The sequence below is a fragment of the Amycolatopsis sp. NPDC088138 genome, from assembly GCF_044741685.1.
GTDB lineage: Bacteria > Actinomycetota > Actinomycetes > Mycobacteriales > Pseudonocardiaceae > Amycolatopsis.
Genome location: NZ_JBIUTB010000004.1, coordinates 695,028 through 721,226 on the forward strand (window position 1 = coordinate 695,028; position 26,199 = coordinate 721,226).

Annotated in this window: 9 protein-coding genes; 5 read left to right on the top strand and 4 right to left on the bottom strand. The window is 73.5% G+C overall.

The window, feature by feature from the left end; genetic code table 11:
- The first annotated feature begins 472 nt into the window (after nt 1-472).
- From ACIOD2_RS24040 to ACIOD2_RS24050, 3 genes are all read left to right on the top strand, one after another.
- Nucleotides 473-15,244, top strand: a complete 14,772-nt coding sequence (locus ACIOD2_RS24040) for a type I polyketide synthase (RefSeq protein WP_400541884.1) — start codon at nt 473-475, stop codon at nt 15,242-15,244.
- Between the two features lie 112 nt (nt 15,245-15,356).
- Complete coding sequence (locus tag ACIOD2_RS24045) at nt 15,357-16,139, top strand: hypothetical protein (protein WP_400541887.1); 783 nt, start codon at nt 15,357-15,359, stop codon at nt 16,137-16,139.
- Nucleotides 16,140-16,150: 11 nt separating this feature from the next.
- The gene (locus ACIOD2_RS24050) at nt 16,151-19,279 is read left to right on the top strand and encodes an amino acid adenylation domain-containing protein (protein ID WP_400541890.1); all 3,129 of its coding nucleotides are present in this window, start codon (nt 16,151-16,153) and stop codon (nt 19,277-19,279) included.
- A 146-nt stretch (nt 19,280-19,425) separates the two neighbouring features.
- Here the strand turns inward: ACIOD2_RS24050 and ACIOD2_RS24055 are convergent, their stop codons facing one another.
- Entirely contained in the window at nt 19,426-20,661 is a 1,236-nt protein-coding gene (locus ACIOD2_RS24055; RefSeq protein ID WP_400541893.1) for a cytochrome P450, read from the bottom strand.
- A 249-nt stretch (nt 20,662-20,910) separates the two neighbouring features.
- Here ACIOD2_RS24055 and ACIOD2_RS24060 point away from each other — a divergent pair, with 249 nt between their 5' ends.
- Nucleotides 20,911-21,684, top strand: coding sequence for an ABC transporter ATP-binding protein (locus ACIOD2_RS24060; RefSeq protein ID WP_392769129.1), 774 nt, complete (start codon nt 20,911-20,913; stop codon nt 21,682-21,684).
- Nucleotides 21,669-23,633, top strand: coding sequence for a hypothetical protein (locus ACIOD2_RS24065; protein ID WP_400541896.1), 1,965 nt, complete (start codon nt 21,669-21,671; stop codon nt 23,631-23,633). Before ACIOD2_RS24060 ends, ACIOD2_RS24065 begins: the two co-directional genes overlap by 16 nt.
- A 49-nt stretch (nt 23,634-23,682) precedes the next feature.
- Here the strand turns inward: ACIOD2_RS24065 and ACIOD2_RS24070 are convergent, their stop codons facing one another.
- The 3 genes from ACIOD2_RS24070 to ACIOD2_RS24080 are packed head-to-tail and all read right to left on the bottom strand — an operon-like array spanning nt 23,683 to nt 26,051.
- Nucleotides 23,683-24,234 (bottom strand): DUF1707 domain-containing protein, encoded by a 552-nt coding sequence (locus ACIOD2_RS24070; RefSeq protein ID WP_400541899.1) that lies wholly within the window; start codon nt 24,232-24,234, stop codon nt 23,683-23,685.
- A 42-nt stretch (nt 24,235-24,276) separates the two neighbouring features.
- Entirely contained in the window at nt 24,277-24,465 is a 189-nt protein-coding gene (locus tag ACIOD2_RS24075; protein WP_400541902.1) for an acyl-CoA carboxylase subunit epsilon, read from the bottom strand.
- Nucleotides 24,462-26,051 (bottom strand): acyl-CoA carboxylase subunit beta, encoded by a 1,590-nt coding sequence (locus tag ACIOD2_RS24080; protein WP_400541905.1) that lies wholly within the window; start codon nt 26,049-26,051, stop codon nt 24,462-24,464. The genes ACIOD2_RS24075 and ACIOD2_RS24080 overlap by 4 nt, the downstream gene beginning before the upstream one ends.
- Between the last annotated feature and the right edge of the window lie 148 nt (nt 26,052-26,199).

Genomic DNA, 26,199 nt, shown 5'->3' on the forward strand with positions numbered 1-26,199 from the left:
TCGGCCGACGCACGGCCCGGGATGGCCGACCCTGCGACGGGATCGGCGAACACGCCAACCGGACCGGCCGACTCACCACCGCCAGAGGCCGACACGCTGACGCGATGGGTCGACCCGCCGACGGGTTCGGCCGTCGCACGGGCCGGGGTGGCCGACCCGCCGAGGGGATCGGCGAACACACCACCTGGACCGGCCGATCCGCCGACGGGATCAGCTGCCGCACTGTCCGGGGTGGCCGACCCGCCACCCGGGGCGGCGAACACGCCGCCCAGATCGGCCGATTCGCCATCTGGGGCGGCCAACTCGCCGACCGGGGCGGTCAACACGCCGCCCAGATCGGCCGGCTCGCCATCCGGAACGGCCAGCACGCCGACCAGTTCGGCCAACGTGCCGAGGCAAACGACTGGCACGCCGGGGCTGGGGCCCGGCGACACACAGACTTCGACGGTTCGACGCTGAGGGGCGCGCTGACATGACCGAACAGAACGACGACAAACTCAGGTACTTCCTCAAGCGGGTGACCGCGGACCTGCACGAGACGCGCCGCCGGCTGCGTGAGGCCGAGGCCGGGGCTCAGGAGCCGATCGCGATCGTGGCGATGGGGTGCCGGTATCCCGGTGGGGTGCGGACGCCCGATGACCTGTGGCGCCTGGTCGCCGAGGGCCGGGACGGGGTCAGCGGGTTCCCCGCCGACCGGGGCTGGGACCTCGACGCGCTCTACGACGACGATCCCGACGCCGCGGGCACGAGCTACACCCGTGAGGGCGGGTTCCTGCACGACGCCGCGCAGTTCGATCCCGAGTTCTTCGGGATCTCGCCGCGCGAGGCCGTCGCGATGGACCCGCAGCAGCGGCTGCTGCTGGAGACGTCGTGGGAGGCCTGCGAGCGCGCCGGGATCGACCCGACTTCCCTGCGTGGCAGCAAAACCGGCGTGTTCGCCGGAGTCATGTACCACGACTACGCGACGCGGCTGCTGGCCGTGCCCGAAGGCGTCGAGGGTTACCTGTCCACCGGCACCGCGGGCAGCGTCGTCACCGGCCGCGTCTCCTACGCGCTCGGTCTCGAGGGCCCGGCGGTCACCGTGGACACGGCGTGCTCGTCTTCGCTGGTCGCGGTGCACCTGGCCGCGCAGGCTCTGCGCAACGGGGAATGCACGCTCGCCCTGGCCGGCGGCGTCACGGTGATGGCGTCCCCGGGCGCGTTCGTCGAGTTCAGCCGCCAGCGCGGGCTCGCCTCCGACGGCCGCTGCAAGGCCTTCTCCGCCGACGCCGACGGCACCGGCTGGGGTGAGGGCGCCGGCGTGCTGCTGCTGGAGAAGCTGTCCGACGCCCGCCGCAACGGTCACCCCGTGCTCGCGGTCGTCCGCGGGTCCGCGGTGAACCAGGACGGTGCGTCCAACGGCCTCACCGCGCCCAACGGTCCCTCGCAGCAACGCGTGATCCACCAGGCGCTGGCGAACGCCGGACTGTCCACTTCGGACGTCGACGTCGTCGAGGCGCACGGCACCGGCACCCAGCTGGGCGACCCGATCGAGGCCCAGGCCCTGCTCGCGACCTACGGCCAGGACCGCACCGGCGACCCGCTGCTGCTCGGCTCGATCAAGTCGAACCTCGGCCACACCCAGGCCGCGGCCGGCGTCGCCGGGATCATCAAGATGGTCGAGTCCATGCGCCACGGCGTCCTGCCCAAGACCCTGCACCTGGCCGAGCCGACCCCGCACGTCGACTGGGAGTCCGGCGCCGTCGAGCTGCTCGCCGAGGAGCGCGAGTGGCCGGACGTCGACCGCGCTCGGCGTGCCGGGATCAGCTCGTTCGGGTTCAGCGGCACCAACGCGCACGTGATCGTCGAGCAGGCCGAGCCGGCCGAGGCAGACGAGCCCACCAATGACGGACGTCGGGTTCCGCTGGTCGTCTCGGGCCGGTCCGACGCCGCCCTGCGCGCCCAGGCCGCACGCCTGCGCGAGCACCTCGAAGAGTTCGACGTCACCGAGGTCGCCTACTCGCTGGCCACCACCCGGACCCTGCACGAGCACCGCGCGGTCGTCCTCGCCGACGAACCCGGTGAGGTCCTCGAAGCCCTCGACGCGATCGCCGCGGGGGAGCCCGGTGCGATCACCGGCGTCGCCGGTGCGAAGACCGCGTTCCTCTTCACCGGACAGGGCAGCCAGCGTGTCGGCATGGGCCGCGAGCTGTACGCCGCCCAGCCCGTGTTCGCCGAGGCGCTGGACGCGGTGTGCGCCGAGTTCGGGTCCCGGTTGGACGCTCCACTCAAGACGGTCCTGTTCAACGACCCCGACCGGCTGCTGGACAAGACCCGGTACACCCAGGCCGCGCTGTTCGCCGTCGAGGTCGCGCTGTTCCGGCTGTTCGAGCACTTCGGCGTCACGCCGGACTTCCTGATCGGGCACTCGATCGGCGAGGTCGCGGCCGCGCACGTCGCGGGCGTGCTGGACCTGCCGTCGGCGGTCGCGCTGGTCGCCGCGCGCGGTGAGCTGATGCAGGCGCTGCCCGAGGGCGGTGCGATGGTGGCGATCCGGGCCACCGAAGACGAGATCACCCCGCTGCTGACCGGCGCGGTGAGCATCGCCGCGCTCAACAGCCCGTCCTCGACCGTGATCTCGGGGGACGACGCCGCCGTGCTGGCCGTCGCCGACCACTTCACCGCGCTGGGCCGCAAGACCAAGCTGCTCACGGTCAGCCACGCCTTCCACTCGCCGCGCATGGACGCGATGCTGGAGGACTTCTACGCCGTCGCGGAAACCCTGACCTACCACGAGCCGCGCATCCCGGTCGTGTCCAATGTGTCCGGACGCCTGGCCACCGCCGAAGAGCTGGCCGACCCGGACTACTGGGTGCGCCACGTCCGCCGCGCGGTGCGGTTCGCCGACGGCGTCCGCACGCTCGAGGAACGCGGCGTCACGACGTTCGTCGAGCTGGGCCCGGACGGCATCCTCTGCGCGATGACGCAGGAGTGCCTGACGGGTGTCGTCACCGCCGTCCCCGCGCTGCGGGCGGGCCGCGACGAAGAGACCACCGTGCGGCACGCGCTCGCCGCGGCCATCGCGGCCGGGGCGTCGCCGGACTGGTCCGCGCTCTTCGCCGGGATCACCCCGAAGCGGGTCGACCTGCCGACGTACCCGTTCCAGCGGGCGCGGTACTGGCTCGACGCGCCGGAGATGCCCGCCGGCGCGGCCTTCGGCGCCACGAACGCGCTGGAGTCCGCCTTCTGGGCCGCGGTCGACCGCGGTGACCTGGGCGAACTGGTCGCGACGCTGGCCGTCGACGCCGACGACCCGCTGAGCGCGGTGCTGCCCGCCCTGTCGGCGTGGCACAGCCAGGCCGCCGAAGAGTCCACTGTGGACGGCTGGCGGTACCGGATCGCGTGGAACCCGCTGCCGGAAACGGCCGGGACCCCGCAGGGCACCTGGCTCGTCGTCGTCCCCGAGGGCGTCGAGACCGGCTGGCCCGAGGCGCTGTGCAAGGCCGGGGTTGACGTCCGGGTCGTGACCGGGATCGACCAGAACACCGAACCGGTCGACGGCGTGCTGTCCCTGCTGGCGCTGGACGAGCGTCCGCACCCGGACGCCGCCTCCGTCCCCACGGGACTCGCGGCCACCGCCGAGCTGATGCGGGACCTGGGCGACACCCCGCTGTGGATCGCCACCGCCGGTGCGGTCGCGCCGGTCTCGTCCGCGGCCCAGGCCGCGGTCTGGGGCCTGGGCCGGGTGTTCGGCCTGGAGCGGCCGGAACGCTGGGGTGGCCTGGTCGACCTGCCAGCCGAGGTCTCCGACCGCGCCGCCGCCCGGCTCGCCGCCGTGCTGACCGGCACCGAGGACCAGGTCGCCGTGCGCGACAACGGCGTCCTCGCGCGACGGCTGGTGCCCGCGCCCGCCGCGGGGACCGTCTCGCGTCGCCAGGGCTGGCGGCCGGACGGCGCGACCGTCCTGATCACCGGCGGTACCGGGGCGATCGGCGCGCACGTCGCGCGCTGGCTCGCCACCGCCGGCGCCGCGCACGTCGTGCTCACCAGCCGTCGCGGCGCGGATGCCCCGGGTGCGGCCGAGCTGGCCGCCGAGCTGACCGAGCTGGGCACCCGGGTCACCGTCGCGGCCTGCGACGCCGCCGATCGCGACGCCCTCACCGCGCTCGCCGCGAGCCTGGACGGCCCGGTCACCGCGGTCTTCCACGCGGCCGGCCTCGGCGAGACCGGTGCCGTCGAGGACCTGGTCCTCGACGACCTGGCCCGGATCGCCACGGCCAAGATCACCGGCGCGCAGGCACTCGAAGACGTCTTCCCCGAGCTGGACGCGTTTGTCCTGTTCTCCTCCAACGCGGGGGTCTGGGGCGGCGGTGGCCAGGGCGCGTACGCCGCGGCGAACGCCTACCTCGACGCCTTCGCCGAGCAGCGCCGCGCCCGGGGGCTCAAGGCCACCTCCATCGCGTGGGGGGCCTGGGCCGACGGCGGCATGGCCGAGGGCGAGGCGGGGGAGCAGATGCGCCGCCGCGGGGTCCCGGCCATGGACCCGAAGCTCGCGATCGCCGCGCTGCGCCAGGCCTTGGAGCGCGACGAGACGTTCCTGGCCGTCGCCGACGTCGTCTGGGAGCGGTTCTTCCCGGCGTTCACCGCGGCCCGGCCGCGGCCGCTGCTGGACGAGCTGCCCGCGGTCCGCGCGCTGCGGGCGGCGGCCGAGCAGGCCGCCGCCGAGCGCACCCCCGAGGCGTCCGCGCTGCACGCGCGGCTGAGCGGGATGTCGGCCGCCGACCAGGAGGACCTGCTCGTCGACCTGATCTCGCAGCACGCCGCCGCGGTGCTCGGCTTCGCCGGAGCCGAGGGGCTCGGCGCGCAGAAGGCGTTTCGCGAGCTCGGGTTCGACTCGCTGACCGCGGTCGAGCTACGCAACCGGCTCACGGCCGTCACCGGCCTGACCCTGCCGACGACGCTGGTGTTCGACTACCCGTCCCCGCGGGTGCTCGCGGAGTTCCTGCGGGCCGAGGTGCTCGGGGTCGCGGCCGACGCGGCGCAGGTCACCGCGGTCGGGGCCACCGACGAGCCGATCGCGATCGTCGCGATGGCCTGCCGCTACCCGGGCGGGATATCGACGCCGGAGCAGCTGTGGGACCTCGTCGCCGAGGGCCGCGACGCGATCTCGACGTTCCCCGACAACCGCGGCTGGGCGCTGGACGCGCTGTACGACGACGACCCCGAGTCCTCCGGCACCAGCTACACCCGCGAAGGCGCGTTCCTGCACGAAGCGGGCCTGTTCGACGCCGGGTTCTTCGGCATCACCCCGCGTGAGGCGCTCACCATGGACCCGCAGCAGCGACTGCTGCTGGAGATCGCCTGGGAGGCGCTGGAACGCGCCGGGATCGACCCGGAAGCCCTGCGCGGCAGCCGGTCCGGCGTTTTCGTCGGCGGCGCGACGCAGGACTACACGTCGGTGCTGGCCGGCAGCACGGCGAACGCCGAGGGCTACATGCTGACCGGCACGTCGTCCAGCGTGATGTCCGGCCGGATCGCCTACACGCTCGGCCTGGAGGGCCCGGCGGTCACCGTGGACACGGCGTGCTCGTCGTCGCTGGTCGCGCTGCACTGGGCGGTGCAGGCGCTGCGCAGCGGCGAGTGTTCGATGGCGCTGGCCGGCGGTGTGCAGGTGATGCCGACGCCGGGCCCGTTCGTCGAGTTCTCCCGCCAGCGCGGGCTGGCCAAGGACGGCCGCTGCAAGCCGTACGCGTCCGCCGCCGACGGCACGGCCTGGGGTGAGGGCGCCGGGATGCTCGTCGTCGAACGGCTTTCCGACGCTCGCCGCAACGGGCACCCGGTGCTGGCGATCGTCCGGGGCAGTGCGATCAACTCCGACGGCGCGTCCAACGGCCTCACCGCGCCGAACGGTCCCGCGCAGCAGAAGGTGATCCGCCAGGCCCTCGCCAACGCCGGTCTGTCCACTTCGGACGTCGACGTCGTCGAAGGGCACGGTACGGGCACCACCCTCGGTGACCCGGTGGAGGCACAGGCCCTGCTGGCCACCTACGGCCGGGACCGGTCCGAGCCCCTCTGGCTTGGTTCGCTCAAGTCCAACATCGGGCACACGCAGGCCGCGGCCGGTGTCGGCGGCGTGATCAAGATGGTCCAGGCCATCCGGCACGGGGTGCTGCCGCGCTCGCTGCACATCGACGAGCCGACCCCGCACGTCGACTGGGCTTCCGGCGCGGTCGAACTGCTCGCCGAGGAACGGGCCTGGCCGGAGACCGGCCGCCCGCGTCGCGCCGCCGTGTCGGCGTTCGGCGTCAGCGGCACCAACGCGCACGCCATCATCGAAGCGCCGTCCGAAGTGGACATCGAGGGTGCCGAACCGTCTTACCGGGGCTCGATTCCCTGGGTCCTGTCCGCGCGGACGGAAGGCGCGCTGCGGGCCCAGGCCGCCCGCCTGGCCACCGTGGACGGCCACCCGGTCGACGTCGGCCACGCGCTGGCCACCACGCGGTCGGTGTTCGAGCACCGCGCGGTCGTGCTGGGCAACGACGCCGCCGAGCTGAAGGAGCGGCTCACCGCGCTGGCCGGCGGCATCGCCGGGCACGGCGTCGCACAGGGCTTCGCCCGCGGCGAGCGGCCGGTGTTCGTGTTCCCCGGCCAGGGTTCGCAGTGGCCGGGCATGGCCGTCGAGCTGCTGGAGACCGAGCCGGCGTTCGCCGCGCGGATGGCCGAGTGCGCCGCCGCGCTGGCCCCGTTCGTCGACTTCCAGCTCCTCGACGTCGTCCGCGCGGCCGAGCCGATCGAGCGGGTGGACGTCGTGCAGCCGGTGCTGTGGGCGATCAACGTCTCGCTGGCCGAGGTCTGGCGCGCCTACGGCGTCCGCCCGGCCGCGGTGATCGGCCACTCGCAGGGCGAGATCGCGGCGGCCGCCGTCGCGGGAGCACTGTCCCTTTCGGACGCCGCCCGGGTCGTGGCCCTGCGCAGTCAGGCGATCCTGGCCCTGTCGGGCCGCGGCGGGATGGTCTCGCTCGCGCTTTCCCGCGCCGGTGCGGAAGAACTCTTGGCCGGGTGGACCGGGCGGATCTCGGTCGCCGCGGTCAACGGCCCCGAGGCGACCGTCGTGTCCGGGGACGCCGACGCGCTCGACGAACTGGTCGAGCACTGCCGCGGCCAGCACATCCGTGCCCGCCGGATCGCGGTCGACTACGCCTCGCACTGCGTGCACGTCGAGGCCATCGAGGACGAGCTGCTGCGGCTGCTCGCCCCGATCCGGCCGAAGGACACCGAAACGGTGTTCCACTCCACGGTCACCGGTGGCCCGGTCGAGACGTCCACTTTGGACGCCGCGTACTGGTACCGCAACCTGCGCCGGCAGGTCCGGTTCGAGGAGGTCACCCGGGCGCTGCTGGCGCTGGGCCACGAGTCGTTCGTCGAGGTCAGCGCCCACCCGGTACTGACCGTCGGGATCCAGCAGACCATCGACGACGCCGGCTCGACGGCCACCGTCAGCGGCACCCTGCGCCGCGACGAGGGCGGCCGCGACCGCATGCTGCTCGCGCTGGCCGAGGCGTTCGCGCACGGTGTCACCGTCGACTGGGCCGCGGTGTTCGACGGCTCCGGCGCCCGCCGCGCCGACCTGCCGACCTACGCCTTCCAGCACGAGCACTACTGGCCGGAGCCGGCCGCGCCCGCGTTCGCGGACGTGTCGTCGGCCGGGCTGGGTGCCGTCGCGCACCCGCTGCTGGGTGCCGCGGTCGGGCTCGCCGAGAACGCCGGCTACCTGTGCACCGGCCGGATCTCCCGGCAGACGCACCCGTGGCTGGCCGACCACGTCGTCGGCGACACGGTGCTGCTGCCCGGGACCGCGTTCGTCGAGCTGGCCATCCGGGCCGGCGACCAGTCCGGCTGCGGCCGGCTGGACGAGCTGACCCTGCACGCCCCGCTCGTGCTGCCGGAGACCGGCCACGTGCTGATCCAGATCGTCGTCGGCGAGCCGGACCCGAACGGCCTGCGCGCGCTCACGGTCTACTCGCGGGACGAGCACGCGCTGGATGAACACGGGTGGACGCGGCACGCGTCCGGGCTGCTCGGGTCCGGCGCCTCGGAGTCCGAAGTGGACACCGAGTGGCCGCCCGCCGGTACCGAAGTGGTGTCGCTGGACGGTTACTACGACGTCATGGCCGACCACGGGTTCGCCTACGGCCCGGTGTTCCAGGGCCTGACCGCCGCCTGGCGGCGTGACGGCGAGGTGTTCGCCGAGGTCACGCTGCCCGACGGCGCCGACGCGGCCGCCTTCGGCCTGCACCCGGCCCTGCTCGACGCCGCCGTCCAGGCCGCCGGGCTGGGGCTGGTCGAGGGCGGGCACCTGCCGTTCGCCTGGACCGGCGTCACCCTGCACGCTTCCGGCGCCGCTTCGCTGCGGGTCCGGCTCGCGCCCTCCGGAGCTGACGGCCTCGCGCTGTCGGCGTCCGACCCGGCGGGCCGGCCGGTGGTGACGGTGGAGTCGCTGGTGCTGCGGCCGATGTCGGCCCCGGCGCGCTCGTCCGCCGCGGACTCGCTCTTCCGCGTCACCTGGACCGAGGTCCCGGTCACCGAACAGGCGCCGTCGGTGGCGGTGCTCGGCGAAGACCCGTTCGGCCTGGCCGGCGCGTTCGGCGCGGCCTGCCACGACACGCCGAACGCCCTCGCCGAGGCCGACCAGCCCGAGCTGGTGCTGGTCAGCTTCGCGGCGGACGACGTCCGGGCGAACGCCGGGCGCGCGCTGAAACTGGTGCGCGGCTGGCTGGCCGACGAGCGCTTCACCGGACGCCTGGTGCTGGTCACGCGCGGCGCCGTCGCGATCGAGGGCGAGTCGCCCGACGTCGCCACCGCGGCGGTCTGGGGCCTGCTCCGCTCGACGCAGTCCGAGCACCCGGGCCGGTTCCTGCTGCTCGACCTCGACCCGGCGGGTGACATCCCGGCGGGTGCGCTGACCGGCGACGAGCCGCAGCGAGCGCTCCGCGGCGGCCAGGTCCTGGTGCCGCGCCTGGCGCCGGCCGAGTCCACTGTGGACGTCCTGGGTGACGAGGGCACGGTGCTGGTCACCGGGGCCACCGGCACGATCGGCTCGCTGCTGGCCCGGCACCTGGTGACCGGGCACGGCGTCCGCCGCCTGCTGCTGACCGGCCGTCAGGGCTGGGCGGCGCCGGGCGCGCCGGAGCTGGCAGCCGAGCTGACCGAGCTGGGTGCCGAGGTGACCATCGCGGCCTGCGACGTCGCCAACCGCGACGCGCTGGCCGAGCTGCTCGCCGGGGTGCCGGACCTGACCGCGGTGATTCACGCGGCGGCGGTCCTCGACGACGGCGTCGTCGAGGCGCAGACCGAAGAACGCCTCGACACCGTGCTGCGGCCCAAGGCGGACGCGGCGCTGCACCTGGACGAGCTGACCGCGGACCGCGACCTGCGCGCGTTCGTGCTGTTCTCCTCGGCCGCCGGGCTGCTCGGCAGCGCCGGGCAGGCCAACTACGCCGCGGCCAACGCCGTGGTCGACGCCCTGGCCCTGCGCCGGCGCGCCGAGGGCAAGCCCGCGGTCTCGCTGGCCTGGGGCTTCTGGGAGGAGCGCAGCGCGCTCACCGGCGAGCTTGACGACGTCGACGTCCGCCGGATGAGCCGCGGCGGCGTGGCCCCGCTGTCGTCGGCGCAGGGTATGGCCTTGTTCGACGCGGCGATCGGTTCGCCGGACGCGCTGGTCGTGCCGATGCGGCTCGACGTTCCGGCGCTGCGCAAGCAGGCCGCGGCCGGGATGATCCCGCCGGTCATGCGCGGCCTGGTCCGCGCGCCCGGCCGGCGGACGGCGGTGCTCGCCGGTGCGGCCCAGGTCGACTCGGTCGAAGCGCGGCTGGCGGGCCTGCCCGCCGCCGAGCGGGCGGCATTCCTGCTGGACCTGGTCCGCGGCCAGGCCGCCGCCGTCGCCGGGCACGCCTCGGCCGAGGCGGTCGACCCGGACCGCGCGTTCCGCGAGCTGGGCTTCGACTCGCTGACCGCGGTCGAACTGCGCAACCGGCTCGGCGCGGCCACCGGCCTCCGGCTGCCCGCGACGATGGTCTTCGACTACCCGGCACCCGCGGCGCTGGCCGCCGAGCTCGACCGCCGGCTGGCCGGTGCGGTCCGGACCGGGCCGGTGGCCCGCAAGGCGGCCACGGCCGACGACCCGGTCGTGATCGTCGGCATGGGCTGCCGGTACCCGGGCGGCGTGCGCGGCCCGCAGGACCTGTGGCGGCTGGTTTCCGAGGGCACCGACGCGATTTCGGTGTTCCCGGCCGACCGCGGCTGGGACGTCGCCGGGCTGTTCGACGACGACCCGGACAACCAGGGCACGTCGTACGCCCGTGAAGGCGCTTTCCTGTACGACGCGGGCGAGTTCGACGCGGCCTTCTTCGGCATCTCGCCGCGCGAGGCGATCGCGATGGACCCGCAGCAGCGGTTGCTGCTGGAGACGTCGTGGGAGGCCTTCGAGCGCGCCGGGATCGACCCCGGCACGTTGCGCGGCAGCCGGACCGGCGTCTTTGCCGGCGTGATGTACCACGACTACGCGACTTCGCTGGCTTCCGTGCCGGAGGGCGTCGAGGGTTACCTCGGCACCGGCACCTCGGGCAGCGTCGCGTCCGGGCGGCTGTCCTACACCTTCGGGCTCGAGGGTCCGGCGGTCACGGTCGACACGGCGTGCTCGTCGTCGCTGGTCGCGCTGCACCTCGCGGCGCAGGCCCTGCGGTCCGGCGAGTGCGAGCTCGCGCTGGCCGGCGGCGTCACCGTGCTGGCCACGCCGAACGTGTTCATCGAGTTCTCCCGCCAGCGCGGCCTGTCCTCGGACGGCCGGTGCAAGTCGTTCGCCGACGCCGCCGACGGCACGGGCTGGGGCGAGGGCGCCGGCATGCTCCTGCTGGAGCGGCTGTCGGACGCGCGGCGCAACGGCCACGAGGTGCTCGCGGTCGTCCGCGGCACGGCGGTGAACCAGGACGGCGCGTCCAACGGCCTCACCGCACCGAACGGTCCCGCGCAGCAGCGGGTGATCCGCCAGGCGCTCGAGACGGCCGGTCTGTCCACTTCGGACGTCGACGCCGTCGAGGCGCACGGCACCGGCACCAAGCTGGGCGACCCGATCGAGGCCCAGGCGCTGCTGGAGACCTACGGCCAGGACCGCTCCGGCGAACCGCTGCTGCTGGGGTCGCTGAAGTCCAACATCGGCCACACCCAGGCCGCGGCGGGCGTCGGCGGCATCATCAAGATGGTCGAGGCGCTGCGTCACGGCGTGCTGCCCAAGACGCTGCACGTTGACGCGCCGTCGTCCCAAGTGGACTGGACGGCGGGCGCGGTCGAGCTGCTGACCGAGGAGCGCGCGTGGCCGGAGACCGGCCGCCCGCGCCGGGCCGGCGTCTCGTCGTTCGGCGTGAGCGGCACCAACGCGCACGCGATCATCGAGCAGGCGCCCGTCGTCGCAGTGCCCGAGGAGTCCACTGAGGACTCGAAGGTGCTGCCGTGGCTGATCTCCGGGCGGACCGCCGACGCGCTGCGCGAGCAGGCGGACCGGCTGGCCGCGCGGGTGACCGGGGAACCGGAGCTGTCCGCCGCGGCGGTGGCTCGCACCCTGGCCGCGCACCGCGCCACCTGGGAGCACCGGGCCGTCGTGCTCGGCGCGAGCCGCGCGGAGCTGCTCGACGGCGTCCGCGCCGTGGCTGACGGCGTCGACGGCCCGGGCGTCCTGCGCGGGACGGCGGGGCACGCCGGGGCGGTGGCCGTGCTGTTCTCCGGGCAGGGCAGCCAGCGGGCCGGCATGGGCCGTGAGCTGTACACGACCGAGCCGGTGTTCGCCGCCGCGTTCGACGACGCCTGCGCGGCGCTGGACCGGCACCTCGACCGTCCACTGAAGACGATCATCGAAGAGCCGGACCTGCTCGACCGCACCGGCTACACGCAGCCGGCGCTGTTCGCGATCGAGGTCGCGCTGTACCGGCTGGCCGAGCACGCGGGGCTGCGCCCGGCGTACCTGCTCGGGCACTCGGTCGGCGAGATCACGGCCGCGCACGTCGGCGGGGTGCTGTCCCTGGCCGACGCGGCCGAGCTGATCACCGCCCGCGCCCGGCTGATGGAGGCGCTGCCCGCGGGCGGCGCGATGGTCGCGCTGCAGGCCGGTGAGGACGAGGTCCACCCGCACCTGGGTGACGGCGTCGCGATCGCCGCGCTCAACGGCCCGGAGTCCACTGTGGTCTCCGGTGACGAGGACGCCGTGCTCGCGGTGGCCGAGCACTTCCGCGGTCTCGGCCGCAAGACCAAGCGGCTGAGCGTCAGCCACGCGTTCCACTCCGCGCGGATGCAGCCGATGCTCGAGGAGTTCCGCGCGGTCGCGGAACGCCTGTCGTACGGGCCGCCGGTGGTGCCGATCGTCTCGAACGTCACCGGCGAGCTGCTCACCGAGGTGGACGCGGACTACTGGGTCCGGCACGTCCGGGCCGCGGTCCGGTTCGCCGACGGCGTCGCCGCCCTGCACGACCTGGGCGTCCGGACGTTCGTCGAGCTGGGACCGGACGCGCCGCTGTCCGGCCTCACCCGCGAGTCGCTCGACCACGACCCGGCGGTCCTGGCCGTCCCGGCCCTGCGGGGCGACCGGCCGGAGCCGGCCGCGTTCGCCGCGGCGCTGGCCGCGCTGCACGTCCGCGGCGTCCGGCTCGACTGGACGGCGCGGGCCGCGGGCTGGAGCGCGGGCCGGGCGGACCTGCCCACCTACGCCTTCCAGCGGGAGCACTACTGGCTGCGGGCGGAGGCGCCCGCCGCCGTCGTCGCGGCGCCGGACTCGGCGTTCTGGGCCTCGGTCGAACGCGCCGACGCCGGTGCGCTGGCCGAAGCGCTGAACGTCGGCGAGGACGGCCGCGCCGCCCTCGACACCGTGCTCCCGGCGCTGTCCGCGTGGCACCGTCGTCGCCGGACCGAGTCCACTGTGGACAGCTGGCGGTACCGCACCGAATGGCACTCGATCCCCGAGCCGGCCGGTGGCGTCACCTCGGGCACCTGGCTCGTCGTGGCGCCCGCCACGCACGCCGAGGACGAGCGCGTCGCCGGTGCCGTGCGGCTGCTCGAAGGTCTCGGCGCGACCGCGGCCGGGGTGGCGCTGGACGACACCGACGCCGACCGCGACCTGCTCGCGGGTGGCCTGCGCACGGTGCTCGACGGCCCGGTCGGCGGCGTGCTTTCGCTGCTGTCGCTCGACGAGACGCACGGGCTCGCGCTCAGCACGGCGCTGGTCCAGGCCCTCGGCGACGCCGGGGTCGAGGCGCCGCTGTGGTGCCTGACCAGCGGTGCCGTCCGGACCGGGACGTCCGACGCGGTGCCCACGGCGGGCCCGGCCCAGGTCTGGGCGCTCGGCCAGGTGGCCGCGCAGGAGTACCCGCACCGCTGGGGTGGTCTGCTCGACCTGCCTGGCGCGCCGACGGCCGCGGACTGGCGCCGCGTGGGCGCGGTGCTCACCGGCGGTGGCCGTGAGGACGAGGTCGCGGTGCGGCCGGCGGGCGTGCTCGCCCGGCGCCTGGTCCGCGCGCCGATCGGCGACGCGGGCACCCCGTGGACGCCGGAGGGCCCGGTACTGCTGACGGGCGCGGTGTCGGAGTCGGTCGAGGCCTGGCTCACCGGCCTGGGCGCCGAGCCGACCCGGGACGTCACGGCGGGCGCTCGCACGGTCGTCCACCTCGTGACGCCGTCCTCGCCCGCGCCGCTGGACACGCTCACGCCGAGCGCGTTCGAAGCGGCTGTGCAGGAACAGATCGCCGAAGCACTCGAAGTCGGCGAGGACGTCGAGGCGTTCCTGGTGCTCGTGCCGGGTGCGTGCGTCTGGGGCGGGGCGGGTGTGGCGGTCGACGCCGCGGCCGGCGCCCGGCTCACCGCGCTCGCCCAGCAGCGGGGCGCCGGAACCCTGTGTGTTGCCACCGGGCCGTGGGAGGGCACGCCGACTACGCCCGGTGTGGCGCCGCTCGACCCGCGGCTCCTGCTGGCCGCGGTGCGGGCCGCGGCGGGCCGGGGTGAGCGCGGGCTCGTGCTGGCCGACGTCGACTGGGCGGCCGTGGCCCCCGGGCTGCGGGCCACCCGGCCGGCCGCGTTCCTGGACGTGCTGGCCCCGGTCGTCGAGGCCAAGCCGGAACCGGCGCGCCTCGGCGCGCTGGAGGGACTCGGCTCGGCGACCGGCGCCGAGCGCGTCGAGATCCTGCTCGGCGTCGTCCGGGAACAGGCCGCGTTCGTGCTCGGCCATCGTTCGGCGGACGCCGTCGAGGGCGACCGCGAGTTCCTCGAACTCGGGTTCGCCTCGCTCACCGCGGTCGAGCTGCGCAACCGGCTCACCGAGCTGACCGGCCTCGACCTGCCGCCGGCGCTGGTCTACGAGTTCGGCACCCCGGCCGCGCTGGCCGGGTACCTGGCGGAGCGGCTCGAAGGCGTGTCGTCCGTGGAACCGGCCGCGAGCACGCTGGGCACGCTGTTCAAGCAGGCTTGCGCCCAGGGCAAAGCGGGTGACTTCGTCAGCATGCTGATGACGGCGTCGCAGTTCCGGCCCACCGGCGCGCCCGCCGCGTCGCTGGTGCGGCTGGCGCCGGAGACCGCCGAGCCGAGCCTGATCTGCGTCCCGTCGATGACCGCCATCTCCGGCCCGCACCAGTACGCCGGGATCGGCGCCGCGCTGCGCGGCGTGCGCGGGGTGTCGGCGCTGACGGTGCCCGGGTTCGGGACCGGGGAAGCACTTCCGGACTCGGCGGACGCCGCGGCCGACCTGCTCGCCGACGCCGTCGCCGAGCGGGCCGGCGACGGTCCCTTCGTGCTGGCCGGGCATTCGTCGGGGGCGGTCCTCGCCCACGCCGTGACCGCGCGGCTCGAACAGCGCGGCCTGCGCCCGGCGGCCCTGGTCGTCCTCGACGGTTACGCGCCGGGCGGCGAGGGGATCGACGAACTGCTGCCCGGGCTGATGGGCGGCATGGCCGACCGCGACGGCCGGTACGCCCCGGTCGACGACGACCGGCTCACCGCGATGGGCGCCTATTTCCGGCTGTTCGAACAATGGCGCGCCCCCGAAGTCACCATTCCGGTACTGCTCGTCACCGCCGCCGAGCCGATGCCGGAATGGCCCGCCGAAGGCTGGCGGTCGAAGTGGGTTTCCGTCACCACCGTGGCGGAGGCCGAAGGCAACCACTACACGATGCTGGAAGAGCACGCCGAGGTCGTCGCCAAGCAGGTCAACGACTGGCTGGTCCAGCTCTCCTGAACACCCTGCCCTGCCGGAGATCTCGCACCCCTAGGGTCTCCGGTAGGGGTTAATGACCTGGGGGTCGTCCATTTAGGCTTGACGCGAATTCCTGATTACTGGGGAGCAAGCAATGAATGATTTCACCGAATGGCGAATCCTGAAGAACGGCGCGAAGAACGACTTCGTGCTCGCGGTCGACTTCTATTCCCCCGGCCGCTCCGAAGCGACGTTCTCCGACCTGGCGCCGGCGCTGAGCGTGCCCAGCACGGTCTGGGAGACGATGCAGCCGGAGCCGGGCACCGAGGAGAACATGACCGGTGACGACTACCTGAACCGGTGGCTCGACGCACTGCCCGACGGCGAGATCCGCGGCGTGCTCGGGTTCTGCGTCGGCGGCGTCTACGCCTCGGCGCTGGCCCGCCGGATCGGCGAACGCCGGGGCAAGCAGCCCGCGGTCGTCATGTTCGACCCGGAACCGGTCAGCTCGATCGTGCTGTACTGGCAGTTCCACAAGCTGCTGGACAAGCTCGTCGGCGTGCTGACCCCGCAGGAGATCGAGGAGTCCAAGGCCTCGGGCTTCGCGGAGGCCGAGGGCGCCGACGACCTCGTGGTGCTCGGCGACTCGCTGATCAAGCTCTACCGCGAGGTCGGCCACGTCGGCCTCGGCCGGCTCGGCCTCAACGAGTCGCGCCGCAACGAGATGATGAGCTGGTTCGACGCCTACGTGCACTACCTCGTCGGCGCGACCCAGGTCGAGACCGCCGCCGACCTGAGCACCTGCACCGTGATCAACTCCGACGCCCCCGCGGACGGCCGCCACCTGGCCGGCGCCGAGCTTTCCTTCGACCTCGACCGCCACGACCTGCTTCGCCGCTCCGCGGTGGCCGAAGCCGTGTCGGGCCTGCTGAAGTAGGAGAAACCACGATGCGCACGTTCACCGGCAAGGGCCCGGGCGAGGACGTCGAAGTACCGGCGAGAGCCGGCGTCACGCCCAAGGAAGAGGCGCTGTGGCTGCTGGACCGGCTGGTCCCGGGCAGCGGCGTCAACACGGTCGCGGTGCGGTTCGAGGTGCCGGTCGCGCTGGACCCGGCGGTGCTCGCGGAAGCGGCGCGGCTGGTCCAGCGGCGGCACCACGGGCTGCGCCGGATCTTCCACGACGAGGGCACCAGCCTCACCGCCGAGGTGCTGCCCGCGTCCGCGGTCACGCTCGACGTGTCTACTGTGGACACGACCCGGGAGCTGGTGGACGCGCAGGTCGCCGGGTTCGCGGCCGCGCCGCTCGAGATCGGCGGGACGCCGCCGATCCGGCTGGCGCACTTCCGCTGCCCGGACGGCGACGTGGTGTGCGTTTCGGCGCACCACCTCGTCTTCGACACCATTTCCGCCGCCGTCTTCTTCACCGAACTGGCGAAGGCCTACGAGGCGCTGGCCGTCGGGCGCTCGTGCCCGGCCGTGCTGGCGGGCGAGGTCCGCGCCACCCCCGACGTCGTGCCGACCGAGACCGGGATCGCCTACTGGCGCGAACACCTCACCGGGTTCGACGCCACCGCTCTCGAGCTCTCGGTCGGCACGCCCGAGCCGTCCGGGTCCGTCCTGGACGGGGACTTCACCGAGCACCGCCTCTCCCGCGAGGCTCTCGCCGCGCTCGACCGCCTGCGGCGTGAGCTGCGGGCCCCCGACGCGGTCGTCCACATGGCCGCCTACTACCTGCTGCTGGCCCGGCACGGGGTCGGGCCGGACCTGGTCGTCGGCACGCCGGTCAACACCCGGCCGCCGCACGCCCAGTCCGCCATCGGCTACCACGTGAACGTGCTCCCGCTGCGGGTGGGCGTCGAGTTCGGCGCCGGTTTCGCCGACCTCGTCGCCCGCACCCGCTCGGTGTACTTCGACGCGCTGGCGCACGCCGACGTCCCGGTCGACCTGCTGCTCCCGGAGCTGCCGCGGGCGAGCTCCGACTGGCGCAGCACGATCTTCCGGCACCTGTTCAACTACCAGCCGGGCGGCGGGCTGCCGCGCTTCGGCATCGGCGGGGTGCACACCCGGCCGGTCAGCGTCGAGAACGGCACCAGCAAGTTCGACCTGGAACTGGTGGTGCAGGCGGACGCGGACGCCACCGTCCTCAAAGGACGGTACGCGACCGGTTCGCACACCCGTGCCGACGTCGAGGCGCTGCTGCGGCGTTACGACGCGCTGCTCGTCGCCGCCGGCGCCGACGCGCAGCGGCCGGTGGGGCAGCTGCCGCTGTTCAGCCCCGCCGACCGGGCCGTGGTCGACGCGGCCAACAAGACCCGGCGGCCGACTCGGGCGCGCACGGTCCTCGAGGCGGTCGCCGATCACGCCGCCACCCAGCCGGGCGCCGTCGCCGTGCGCGACGGCGACCGGGCGGTGACCTACCGCGAGCTGTGGCTCACCGCGCAGGCCACCGCCGACCTGCTGCGCGGCCAGGGCGCCGGACCCGGCGAGGTCGTCGGGCTCGTCGGCCGGCGCGGCGCCGAGCTCGTCGCGGCGGTGTTCGGCTGCTGGCTGATCGGCGCGGCCTACCTGCCCATCGACCCCGACCACCCGGCGCAGCGCGTCGAGCACCAGCTCACCGACTCCGGGGCCCGGGTGCTGCTGGCCGGCGAAGGCGTCACCCTCGATCTCGCGGGCCGGACCGTGTTGCCGCTGCCCGGCATCACGGCCGACGGACCGTCCATTCCGGACACCCTCGTCGTGGAAGGCGACGAGGCGGACAACGCGCCCGCGTACCTGATCTACACCTCGGGGTCGACCGGCAAGCCCAAGGGCACGGTGCTCGCGCACCGCAATCTCGCCAACCTGGTCACGCACTTCCAGGCCGAGACCGGGCTGGGGCCGGGCGACGGCGGGCTGTGGATGACGACGTTCGCGTTCGACATGTCGGTGATGGACCTGTTCCTGCCGCTGTACGCCGGGGCGACGCTGGTCGTCGCGCCGGACGAGGCCCGCACCGACGGCAAGTCGCTGCGCGCGGTGCTGACGGACCACCGGGTCGACTTCATGCAGGCGACCCCCACGACGTGGCGGCTCGTCCTGGACGACGTCGCCGACCTCCTGGCCGGGGTCAAGGTCGTCTGCGGCGGCGAGCCGATGCCGCCCGCGCTGTTCCGGCGGCTCGTGGCCACCGGGTGCGAGCTGCGCAACCTCTACGGCCCGACCGAGACGTGCGTCTGGTCCACCGCGGCGCGGCTGACCTCGCCGGACGACGCCGTCGTCGTCGGCAGGCCGATCCGCAACACCACGGTGTTCATCGCCGACGGCGCCGGGCGCGAGCTCCCGCCGGGGGTGCACGGCGAGCTGTGCATCGCCGGCGGCGGCGTCGCGATCGGCTACCACAACCGGCCCGAGCTGACCGCGGACAAGTTCCGCGAGCACCCGGTGCACGGGCGCTTCTACCGCACGGGCGACCAGGGCCGCTGGCGTCACGACGGTGCACTGGAACTGGTCGGCCGGGTCGACCGGCAGATCAAGCTGCGCGGCAACCGGATCGAGCTCGGCGAGGTCGAAGCCGTGCTGGCCGAGCACCCGGAGGTGTCGGGTGTCGCGGTCGTCCTGGTGGGCGAGCCGAGCGCGGGCGGCATCCTGGTGGCGTTCGTCGAAGGGCCGGACTCACCGGGGCTGGCCGATCGCCTCTGGCAGCACGCCCGGGCGGAGCTGCCCCGGGCCGCCGTCCCGCACGAGTTCGTCACCATCGACCGGCTGCCCACCACGGTGACGGAGAAGATCGACTACCCGGCCCTGACCCGCCTGGCCGCCGACCGGCGCACCGAGGCGGGGCAGGAACCGGGCTCCCCGGCCGCCGACGGCGACCTGCTGGACACGCTGATCGGCCTGTGGGCCGGCCTGCTGGGCCGCCAGGACGTCGCGGCGGACACGAACTTCTTCGTCGTCGGCGGGCACTCCCTGCTCGGCGTCCAGCTGGTGCAGCACGTCGAGGACCTGACGGGCGTGGGGCTGAAGCTCACGGACGTCTTCTCGATGCCCACCCCGGGCCAGCTCGCGGACCACGTCCGCGACCTGCTCCGGACCCCCTGACCACCCTCCCCCCTCGGACCCCGGCGCGCCCCTCCGCGCCGGGGTCCCTCCCTTTTTGCCCCGGGTACAGCGAAATGCCGTGAAGGCCACCTTGAGGGACTCAGAGTCCCTCAAGGTGGCCTTCACGGCATTTGGGCGCGGGAGGGTCAGGCGGTGACCGGGAAGGCGTGCAGGCCGCGGATGAAGGGGGACGTCCGGCGCGTCAGCTCGCCGGCTCGCTGCAGGGTGGGGAAGCGTTCCTGCAGCACGCGGAACGCGACGTCGCCCTCGAGGCGGGCCAGCGGGGCGCCGACGCAGTAGTGGATGCCGCTGGAGAACGAGATGTGGTCCGGGCCCGACGTGCGTCGCAGGTCGAAGACGTCCGGGCGGTCGAAGGCCTCCGGGTCGCGGTTGCACGCGCCGGTCAGGATGGTCACCTGGCTGTCGACCGGGATGCGCTTGCCGCCCAGCTCGACCTCCTCGTGCGCGAACCGCGCCTGCATCAGCACCGACGTGTCGTAGCGCAGCGCCTCCTCGACGGCCTTCGGCGCGAGGTCCGGTTCGGCGCGCAGCAGGTCCCACTGCTCGGGGTGCTCCAGCAGGGCGAGTGTGCCGTTGCCGATCAGGTTGACCGTGGTCTCGGTGCCGGCCAGCGACAGCATCCCGCACATCGCGACCAGCTCGTCCGCGGTCAGCTTGTCGCCGTCAACCGACCGCAGCAGCCGGCTGACTAGGTCGTCGCCCGGCTCGACGACGCGCATCGCGAGCAGCTCGGTGAACAGCGCCGTCATGCCGTCGACGGCGTCCTGCAGCCGCTTGGCCTCCTCGAGCGAGACGACGCCGTCGAGCACCAGGCTCAGCCCGGCGGCGAGCTCGTCGAACTCCGCCTGGCGCGATTCCGGAATTCCGAACAACGTCGCGATCACCGCGCACGGAACGCGTTTCGCGTATTTCTCCATGAGATCGAACGGCTTGCTGGAATCGACGTCGTCGAGCAGTTCACGGCACGCCCGTTCGATATCCGGGCGCAGCGCCCCGATGGTCTTCGGGCTGAATGCCGGCATCGCGAGTTTCCGCAGCCGGGTGTGTTCCGGCGGGTCCATCGCGAGGAAGGAATTGTCGAACGTGGACGTGCCCTGCGGCCAGTAACCGCCGAGCGTGCGGCGGCCGAACCGGCGGTCGCGCAGCACGCTGTCGGCGATGTCGCGGCCGAGCACCGCGTAGATCCCGATCCGGCTCTTCTGCACCGGCCCGCGGGCCCGCATCTGCGCATACACCGCGTACGGGTCCTCCGGGCCGAGCATCAGCGTGGCGATCCGGTCGCCCAGCGCGCCGAGCGAGGTCAGCCCGGCCCGCGCGGTGCGGAGCTGGGCCTCCAGGTCGCTGTCGGTCGATGTCGTCATCGGCTCTTCCCTCGGCTCGGAATTGCTTTTGCTGCCCGGGGTGGTTAGTCTGATTCGGCCGGTTTGGTCGACTTGGCAGTTGGCTGCCACCTTATTTGCGCGACACGCCGATTCGTAACCCCTATGCCCACCCTTATCCGGGGGCACGAACTGTTCAGTTGTGCCGCGTTCTCTTTTCCCCGTCCGGCCGCTACGCTGTGCCCGGTAAAGCGCGGCCGGCGGGCCGCCCGAACCATGGGGATGATCCACGTGCCTACGATCGACGAAAGTGCACCCGCGCTCCGGCTGTCCGGGTTGCGCAAGAGATTCGGCCGGAAGGTCGCGGTGGACGGGGTCGACCTCGCCGTGCCGAAGGGTTCGTTCTACGGCCTGGTCGGGCCCAACGGAGCGGGCAAGACGACGTCACTCTCGATGGCCGTGGGCCTGCTCCGCCCGGACGCCGGCGCGTCGCACATCTTCGGTGTCGACGTCTGGGCCGACCCGGTGCACGCCAAGGCCCTCGTCGGCGTGCTGCCCGACGGCATGTCGCTGCCCGAGCGCCTCACCGGCCGCGAGCTGCTGACCTACCAGGGCCTGCTGCGCGGGCTGCCCGAAGCGCAGATCGACGAACGCGCGAGCGAGCTGCTGGAGGTCCTCGAGCTGACCGAGGCCAACCGCACCCTGGTGATCGACTACTCCACCGGCATGCGGAAGAAGATCGGCCTCGCGACGGCGCTGCTGCACGCGCCCAAGCTGCTGGTGCTGGACGAGCCGTTCGAAGCGGTCGACCCGGTCTCCGCGGCCACCATCCGCACGATCCTGCAGCGCTTCGTCGCCTCCGGCGGCTCGGTCGTGTTCTCCAGCCACGTGATGGCGCTGGTCGAGCAGCTCTGCGACCACGTCGCGGTGATCGCCCGCGGCCAGGTCGCCGCGTCCGGCCCTGTGGACGAGGTCCGCGCCGGCCGCGGCCTCGAAGACGTCTTCGTCGAGCTCGTCGGCGCCCGCACCGGGGGGATGGAGGGGCTGGCGTGGTTGGCGTCCTGATCCGGATGAAGCTGGCGGTGCTGCGCCGCTCGATGAGCGGGCAGCGCGCGGCCAGCATGCTCGCGGGCGGGTCGATCGGCCTGGTCCTCGCGATCGGCACGCTCGTGGTCGGGTTCTCGCACTTCGGCTCACCCGAAACCGCGGTCGCGGTGCTGTCGCTGCTGCTCATGGTGTGGACGCTGGGCTGGCTGTTCGGCCCGATGCTCACCGGTGGCGACGCGGTGCTGCGGCTGGAGTACTTCACCCTGCTGCCGATCCGTCCCCGCACGCTGGCCATCGGCATGGTCGGCGCCGGGTTCGTCGGCATCACGCCGGTGGTCGCGCTGGTCGCGTTCGCCGTGCTGATCGTCTACGGCGCGCACCTCGGCCTGGTCGCGGCGCTGGTCGCGATCCCCGCCGTGCTGCTGCAGCTGTGGTTCGTCGTGGTGCTGTCGAAGGTCGGCATGCAGGCGCTGGGCCGGCTGGTCCGGTCGCGCTTCGGCTGGGAGCTCTCGTCGCTGGTCGTCGGGTTCGTACTGGGCCTGCAGAACACCGGCTGGATGGACATCGGCCTGGCGATCCGCACGTTCAGCGGCGGCTGGGCCGACGGCGGCGGCATCGTGCTGCGGATCCTCCCGTCGAGCTGGGCGGTCGTCGCGGTGGACGCGGCGGCCAAGGGCAACTGGGGCACCGTCGCGCTCTCGCTGGGCGGCCTCGCCGTCCTGGGCGCGGTGCTGTTCTTCGTGTTCTCGGCACTGCTTTCGCGCCAGCTGGTCCGGGGCCTCTCGGACGGCGGCGCGACGCAGACCGGCGGCGACAGCCTGGCCAGTAAGCGGATCCTGCCGGGCGGGCCGTTCGGTGGCGTGCTGGGCAAGGAACTGCGGCTGTGGGTCCGCGACCTGCGCCGCGCCCGGTTCCTGAGCATCGCGCTCTGGGCGGGCCTGTTCAGCGGGCTGTTCCCGCTGCTCGACGGCAACACCGTGATGCTGCCGTTCGCGGGCGTGATCACCGCGCTGTTCGCCGGCGCGCTGTCGGCGAACGTCTACGGCCTCGACGCCGGCGCGCTGTGGCTGACCCTGGTCGCCCCGGCGTCCGAACGGGTCGACGTCCGCGCCCGGCAGGTCGCGTGGCTGCTGCTGGTCGCCGTCCCGGTGCTCGTGCTGACCGCGTTGCTGACGCTGGTCAGCGGGCAGGGCTGGGCGTGGCCGTGGGTGCTGGCCGTGCTGCCGGCGATGCTCGGCGGGGCGGCCGGACTGGTGCCGCTCGTCTCGCTGGTCGGCGTCGCGCCGTTCCAGGACCGCCCCGGCGGCAACCCGATGGACGGCTTCACCGACGAGAGCGGCGACCAGGTCCGGCTGAAGATCTTCGGCATGCTGTTCGGCCAGATCCTGCTGGCCGTGCCGGCCGCGGTCGTCGTGCTGATCGGGTTCCGCACGGACAACACGCTGCTCGGCTGGGCGGGTGTCGCGGCGGGCCTGCTGACCGGCGCGTTCTACTACTGGCTGTTCGGCCGGCTCGCCTACCGCCGCTTGGAGAAGGCGGGCCCGGAGATCCTCGACCTGATGCGCAAGGGCGTCCGGGCCGAGGTCAAGGTCTCCGCCGACGAGCTGGAGGAGGGCGAGCAGGAGGAGCCGGAGAAGAAGGACGACCTCAGCGGCCCCCAGAACGCCTTGGTCGCGCTGTTCGTCCTGCTCGGTGTCCTGCTGGTGATCCCGCAGGGGTTCGTGTCGCTGGGCCTGAGCTTGTTCGGCGCGACGCTGCCGGGCTGGTTCCTGGTCGCCCACGTGCCGTCCGGGCTGCGGGTGCTGGTGGCCATCGGCTCGATCGTCCTGGGCGCCTGCTCGTTCGGCATGGTCGTGCTGATGCACCGCGTCGCCGCCAAGCGCAAGGCGGAAGAGCAGGCGGCGGAGGAAACCGAAGAGCCGGAAGAGGAAAAGGAGAACGGCCGCGAGCACGCGGCGGCCCGCTGAACGCACGGCAAAGGCCCGGCTCACTCGGTGAGCCGGGCCTTTTCGCGGTTCAGCGGGGGTGACGGAAGCGGATGTTGCCCGCGGTCACCTTGCAGTGCGCGCGCAGCACCGGCCGGCCGGGCTCGGGCGGCGCGGTGACCTTGTTCGTGATGTCGCCGGCGCCGGTCTCCATGGCTTCGAACACCAGGGACCAGCCGCGCGGGACGATGACGAGGATGGTGCCCCAGCCGCAGTCCAGGTTCAGCGTGACTTCCCGGTGCGGGCACGTCGCTTCGCTGAAGTCGATCCGGACGTCGCCGGAGGAGCACTTGGCGTCGATGCGGCTCGGCACGTCCCACGGGCCGGTGCGCTTGACGTCGCCCATGCCCGCCTTGAGCACCAGCGGCGGCGTCTCGATCGCGGCGAGCGGTGCCTCGTGGGCGGCGGGCAGGTCGGCGAGCAGCGGCGCGAGGTCGCCGCGGGTGCGCGCGGCCGCCGCCGCGGCCGAGCGCTGGGCGAACTCTTCGAGTTCCAGCATGCCTTGGCCGAGCGCGTCCTGCAGCAGGCGCGCGGCGCGTTCTCTGTCCACATGGGACACACGGAGTACGTCTTGGTCGCTCATGTTTCCACGCTAACCAGCGGGGAAGAGCGAGGGCACCCCTACTTATCGGGTGCGGCTCGTCCAGGAACCCGGCGGGGTGTACCCCGCTGCGCGGCGCCACGGTGCGGGAGCGGGCGGAAGGTCCCGCTTCGGGCGTTTCACGCTGCCCAGCGCGCCGAAGACGGCGAGTACCGCGGCCAGCTCCTCGTCGTCCGGGAAACCGCTCGACACGGTGAGGAAGAGGTCGCTCATACCGGCGGGTTCCCGTGCTTGCGCGCGGGCTGCGCGGAGTACTTGGCCCGCAGCACCGCGAGCGCCTCGATCAGGACCGGCCGGGTCTCCGCGGGGTCGATCACGTCGTCGACCAGGCCGCGCTCGGCGGCGTAGTAGGGGTGCATCAGCTCGGTCCGGTACTCCTGGATGCGCTGCCGGCGCGCCTCTTCCGGGTCGTCCGCCGCGGCGATCTCGCGCCGGAACACGACGTTCGCTGCCCCCTCGGCGCCCATCACCGCGATCTCGTTGGTGGGCCAGGCGAACGACAGGTCGCAGCCGATCGAGCGGGAGTCCATCACGATGTACGCACCGCCGTAGGCCTTGCGCAGGATGACCTGAACCCGCGGGACGGTCGCGTTGCAGTAGGCGTAGAGCAGCTTCGCGCCGTGCCGGATGATCCCGCCGTGTTCCTGGTCGCGGCCGGGCAGGAACCCCGGCACGTCGACCAGCGTCACGAGCGGGATGCTGAAGGCGTCACACGTCTGGACGAACCGCGCGGCCTTCTCCGACGCGTGGATGTCCAGGACCCCGGCGAAGGACGACGGCTGGTTGGCCACGATCCCGACGACCTCGCCTCCGAGCCGCGCGAGCCCGCACAGGACGTTCGGCGCCCAGCTCGCGTGCACCTCGAAGAAGTGCCCGTAGTCGACGATCTCCTCGATGACCTCGCGCATGTCGTAGACGCGGTTCGCGTCGACCGGCACCAGCTCCAGCAGCGCCGGGTTCGGCCGGTCCACCGGCTCGCCGGGCGGCATCGACGGCGGCAGCTCGCGGTTGTTCGACGGCAGCATCGAGATCAGGTGCCGGACCTCTTCGAGGCACTCTTCCTCGGTGTCGTAGACGAACCCGGCCGCGCCGGACACCCCGGCGTGCACGTCCGCGCCGCCGAGCTGCTCGTGGGTGATGTCCTCGCCGGTGACCGAGCGGACGACGTCCGGCCCGGTGATGTACATCTGCGCGATGTCACGGACCATGAACACGAAGTCGGTCAGCGCGGGGGAGTAGGTCGCGCCGCCGGCGCACGGGCCGAGCATCACGCTGATCTGCGGGATCACCCCGGACGCCTTGACGTTGCGCCGGAAGATCCCGCCGTACCCGGCGAGCGCGGCGACACCCTCCTGGATCCGCGCGCCCGCACCGTCCGAAAGGGACACCAGCGGCGCGCCGGCGGACTCGGCGAGGTCCATCAGCTTGTGGATCTTCGCCGCGTGCGCCTCGCCGAGCGAGCCGCCGAAGATCCGGAAGTCGTGGGCGTAGACGAACACGCGCCGGCCGAAGACCTTGCCCCACCCGGTGACCACGCCGTCGGAGTAGGGCCGCCGGTCCTCGAGCCCGAAGCCGGTGGCGCGGTGGCGCCGCAGCTGCTCGATCTCGTGGAAGGTGCCCTCGTCGAAGAGCAGGCCGATCCGTTCCCGCACGGCGAGCTTGCCCTTGGCGTGCTGCTGGTCGGTCGCGCGCTGGGAAGGTGACACGGCGTGCGCCCGCAGCTCGGCCAGCTCGGCGACCTTGGCCTCGATGTCGAGCGACGGCAGGTCACCGACAACGAAATCTTCGGTGGCGGTCATGACTCACCCCATCGTGTTATTTCGGCGGGTTCCCCTCGCGGCCGGATGCCGGTTCCCGGTAAGTCATTCAAACCGGCGGGCATCGTCCAAACCAGCACGTCGGCCCCCTGTCTGCCGCTCCCGGCCCCCAGAACCCCTCATCCGGAAC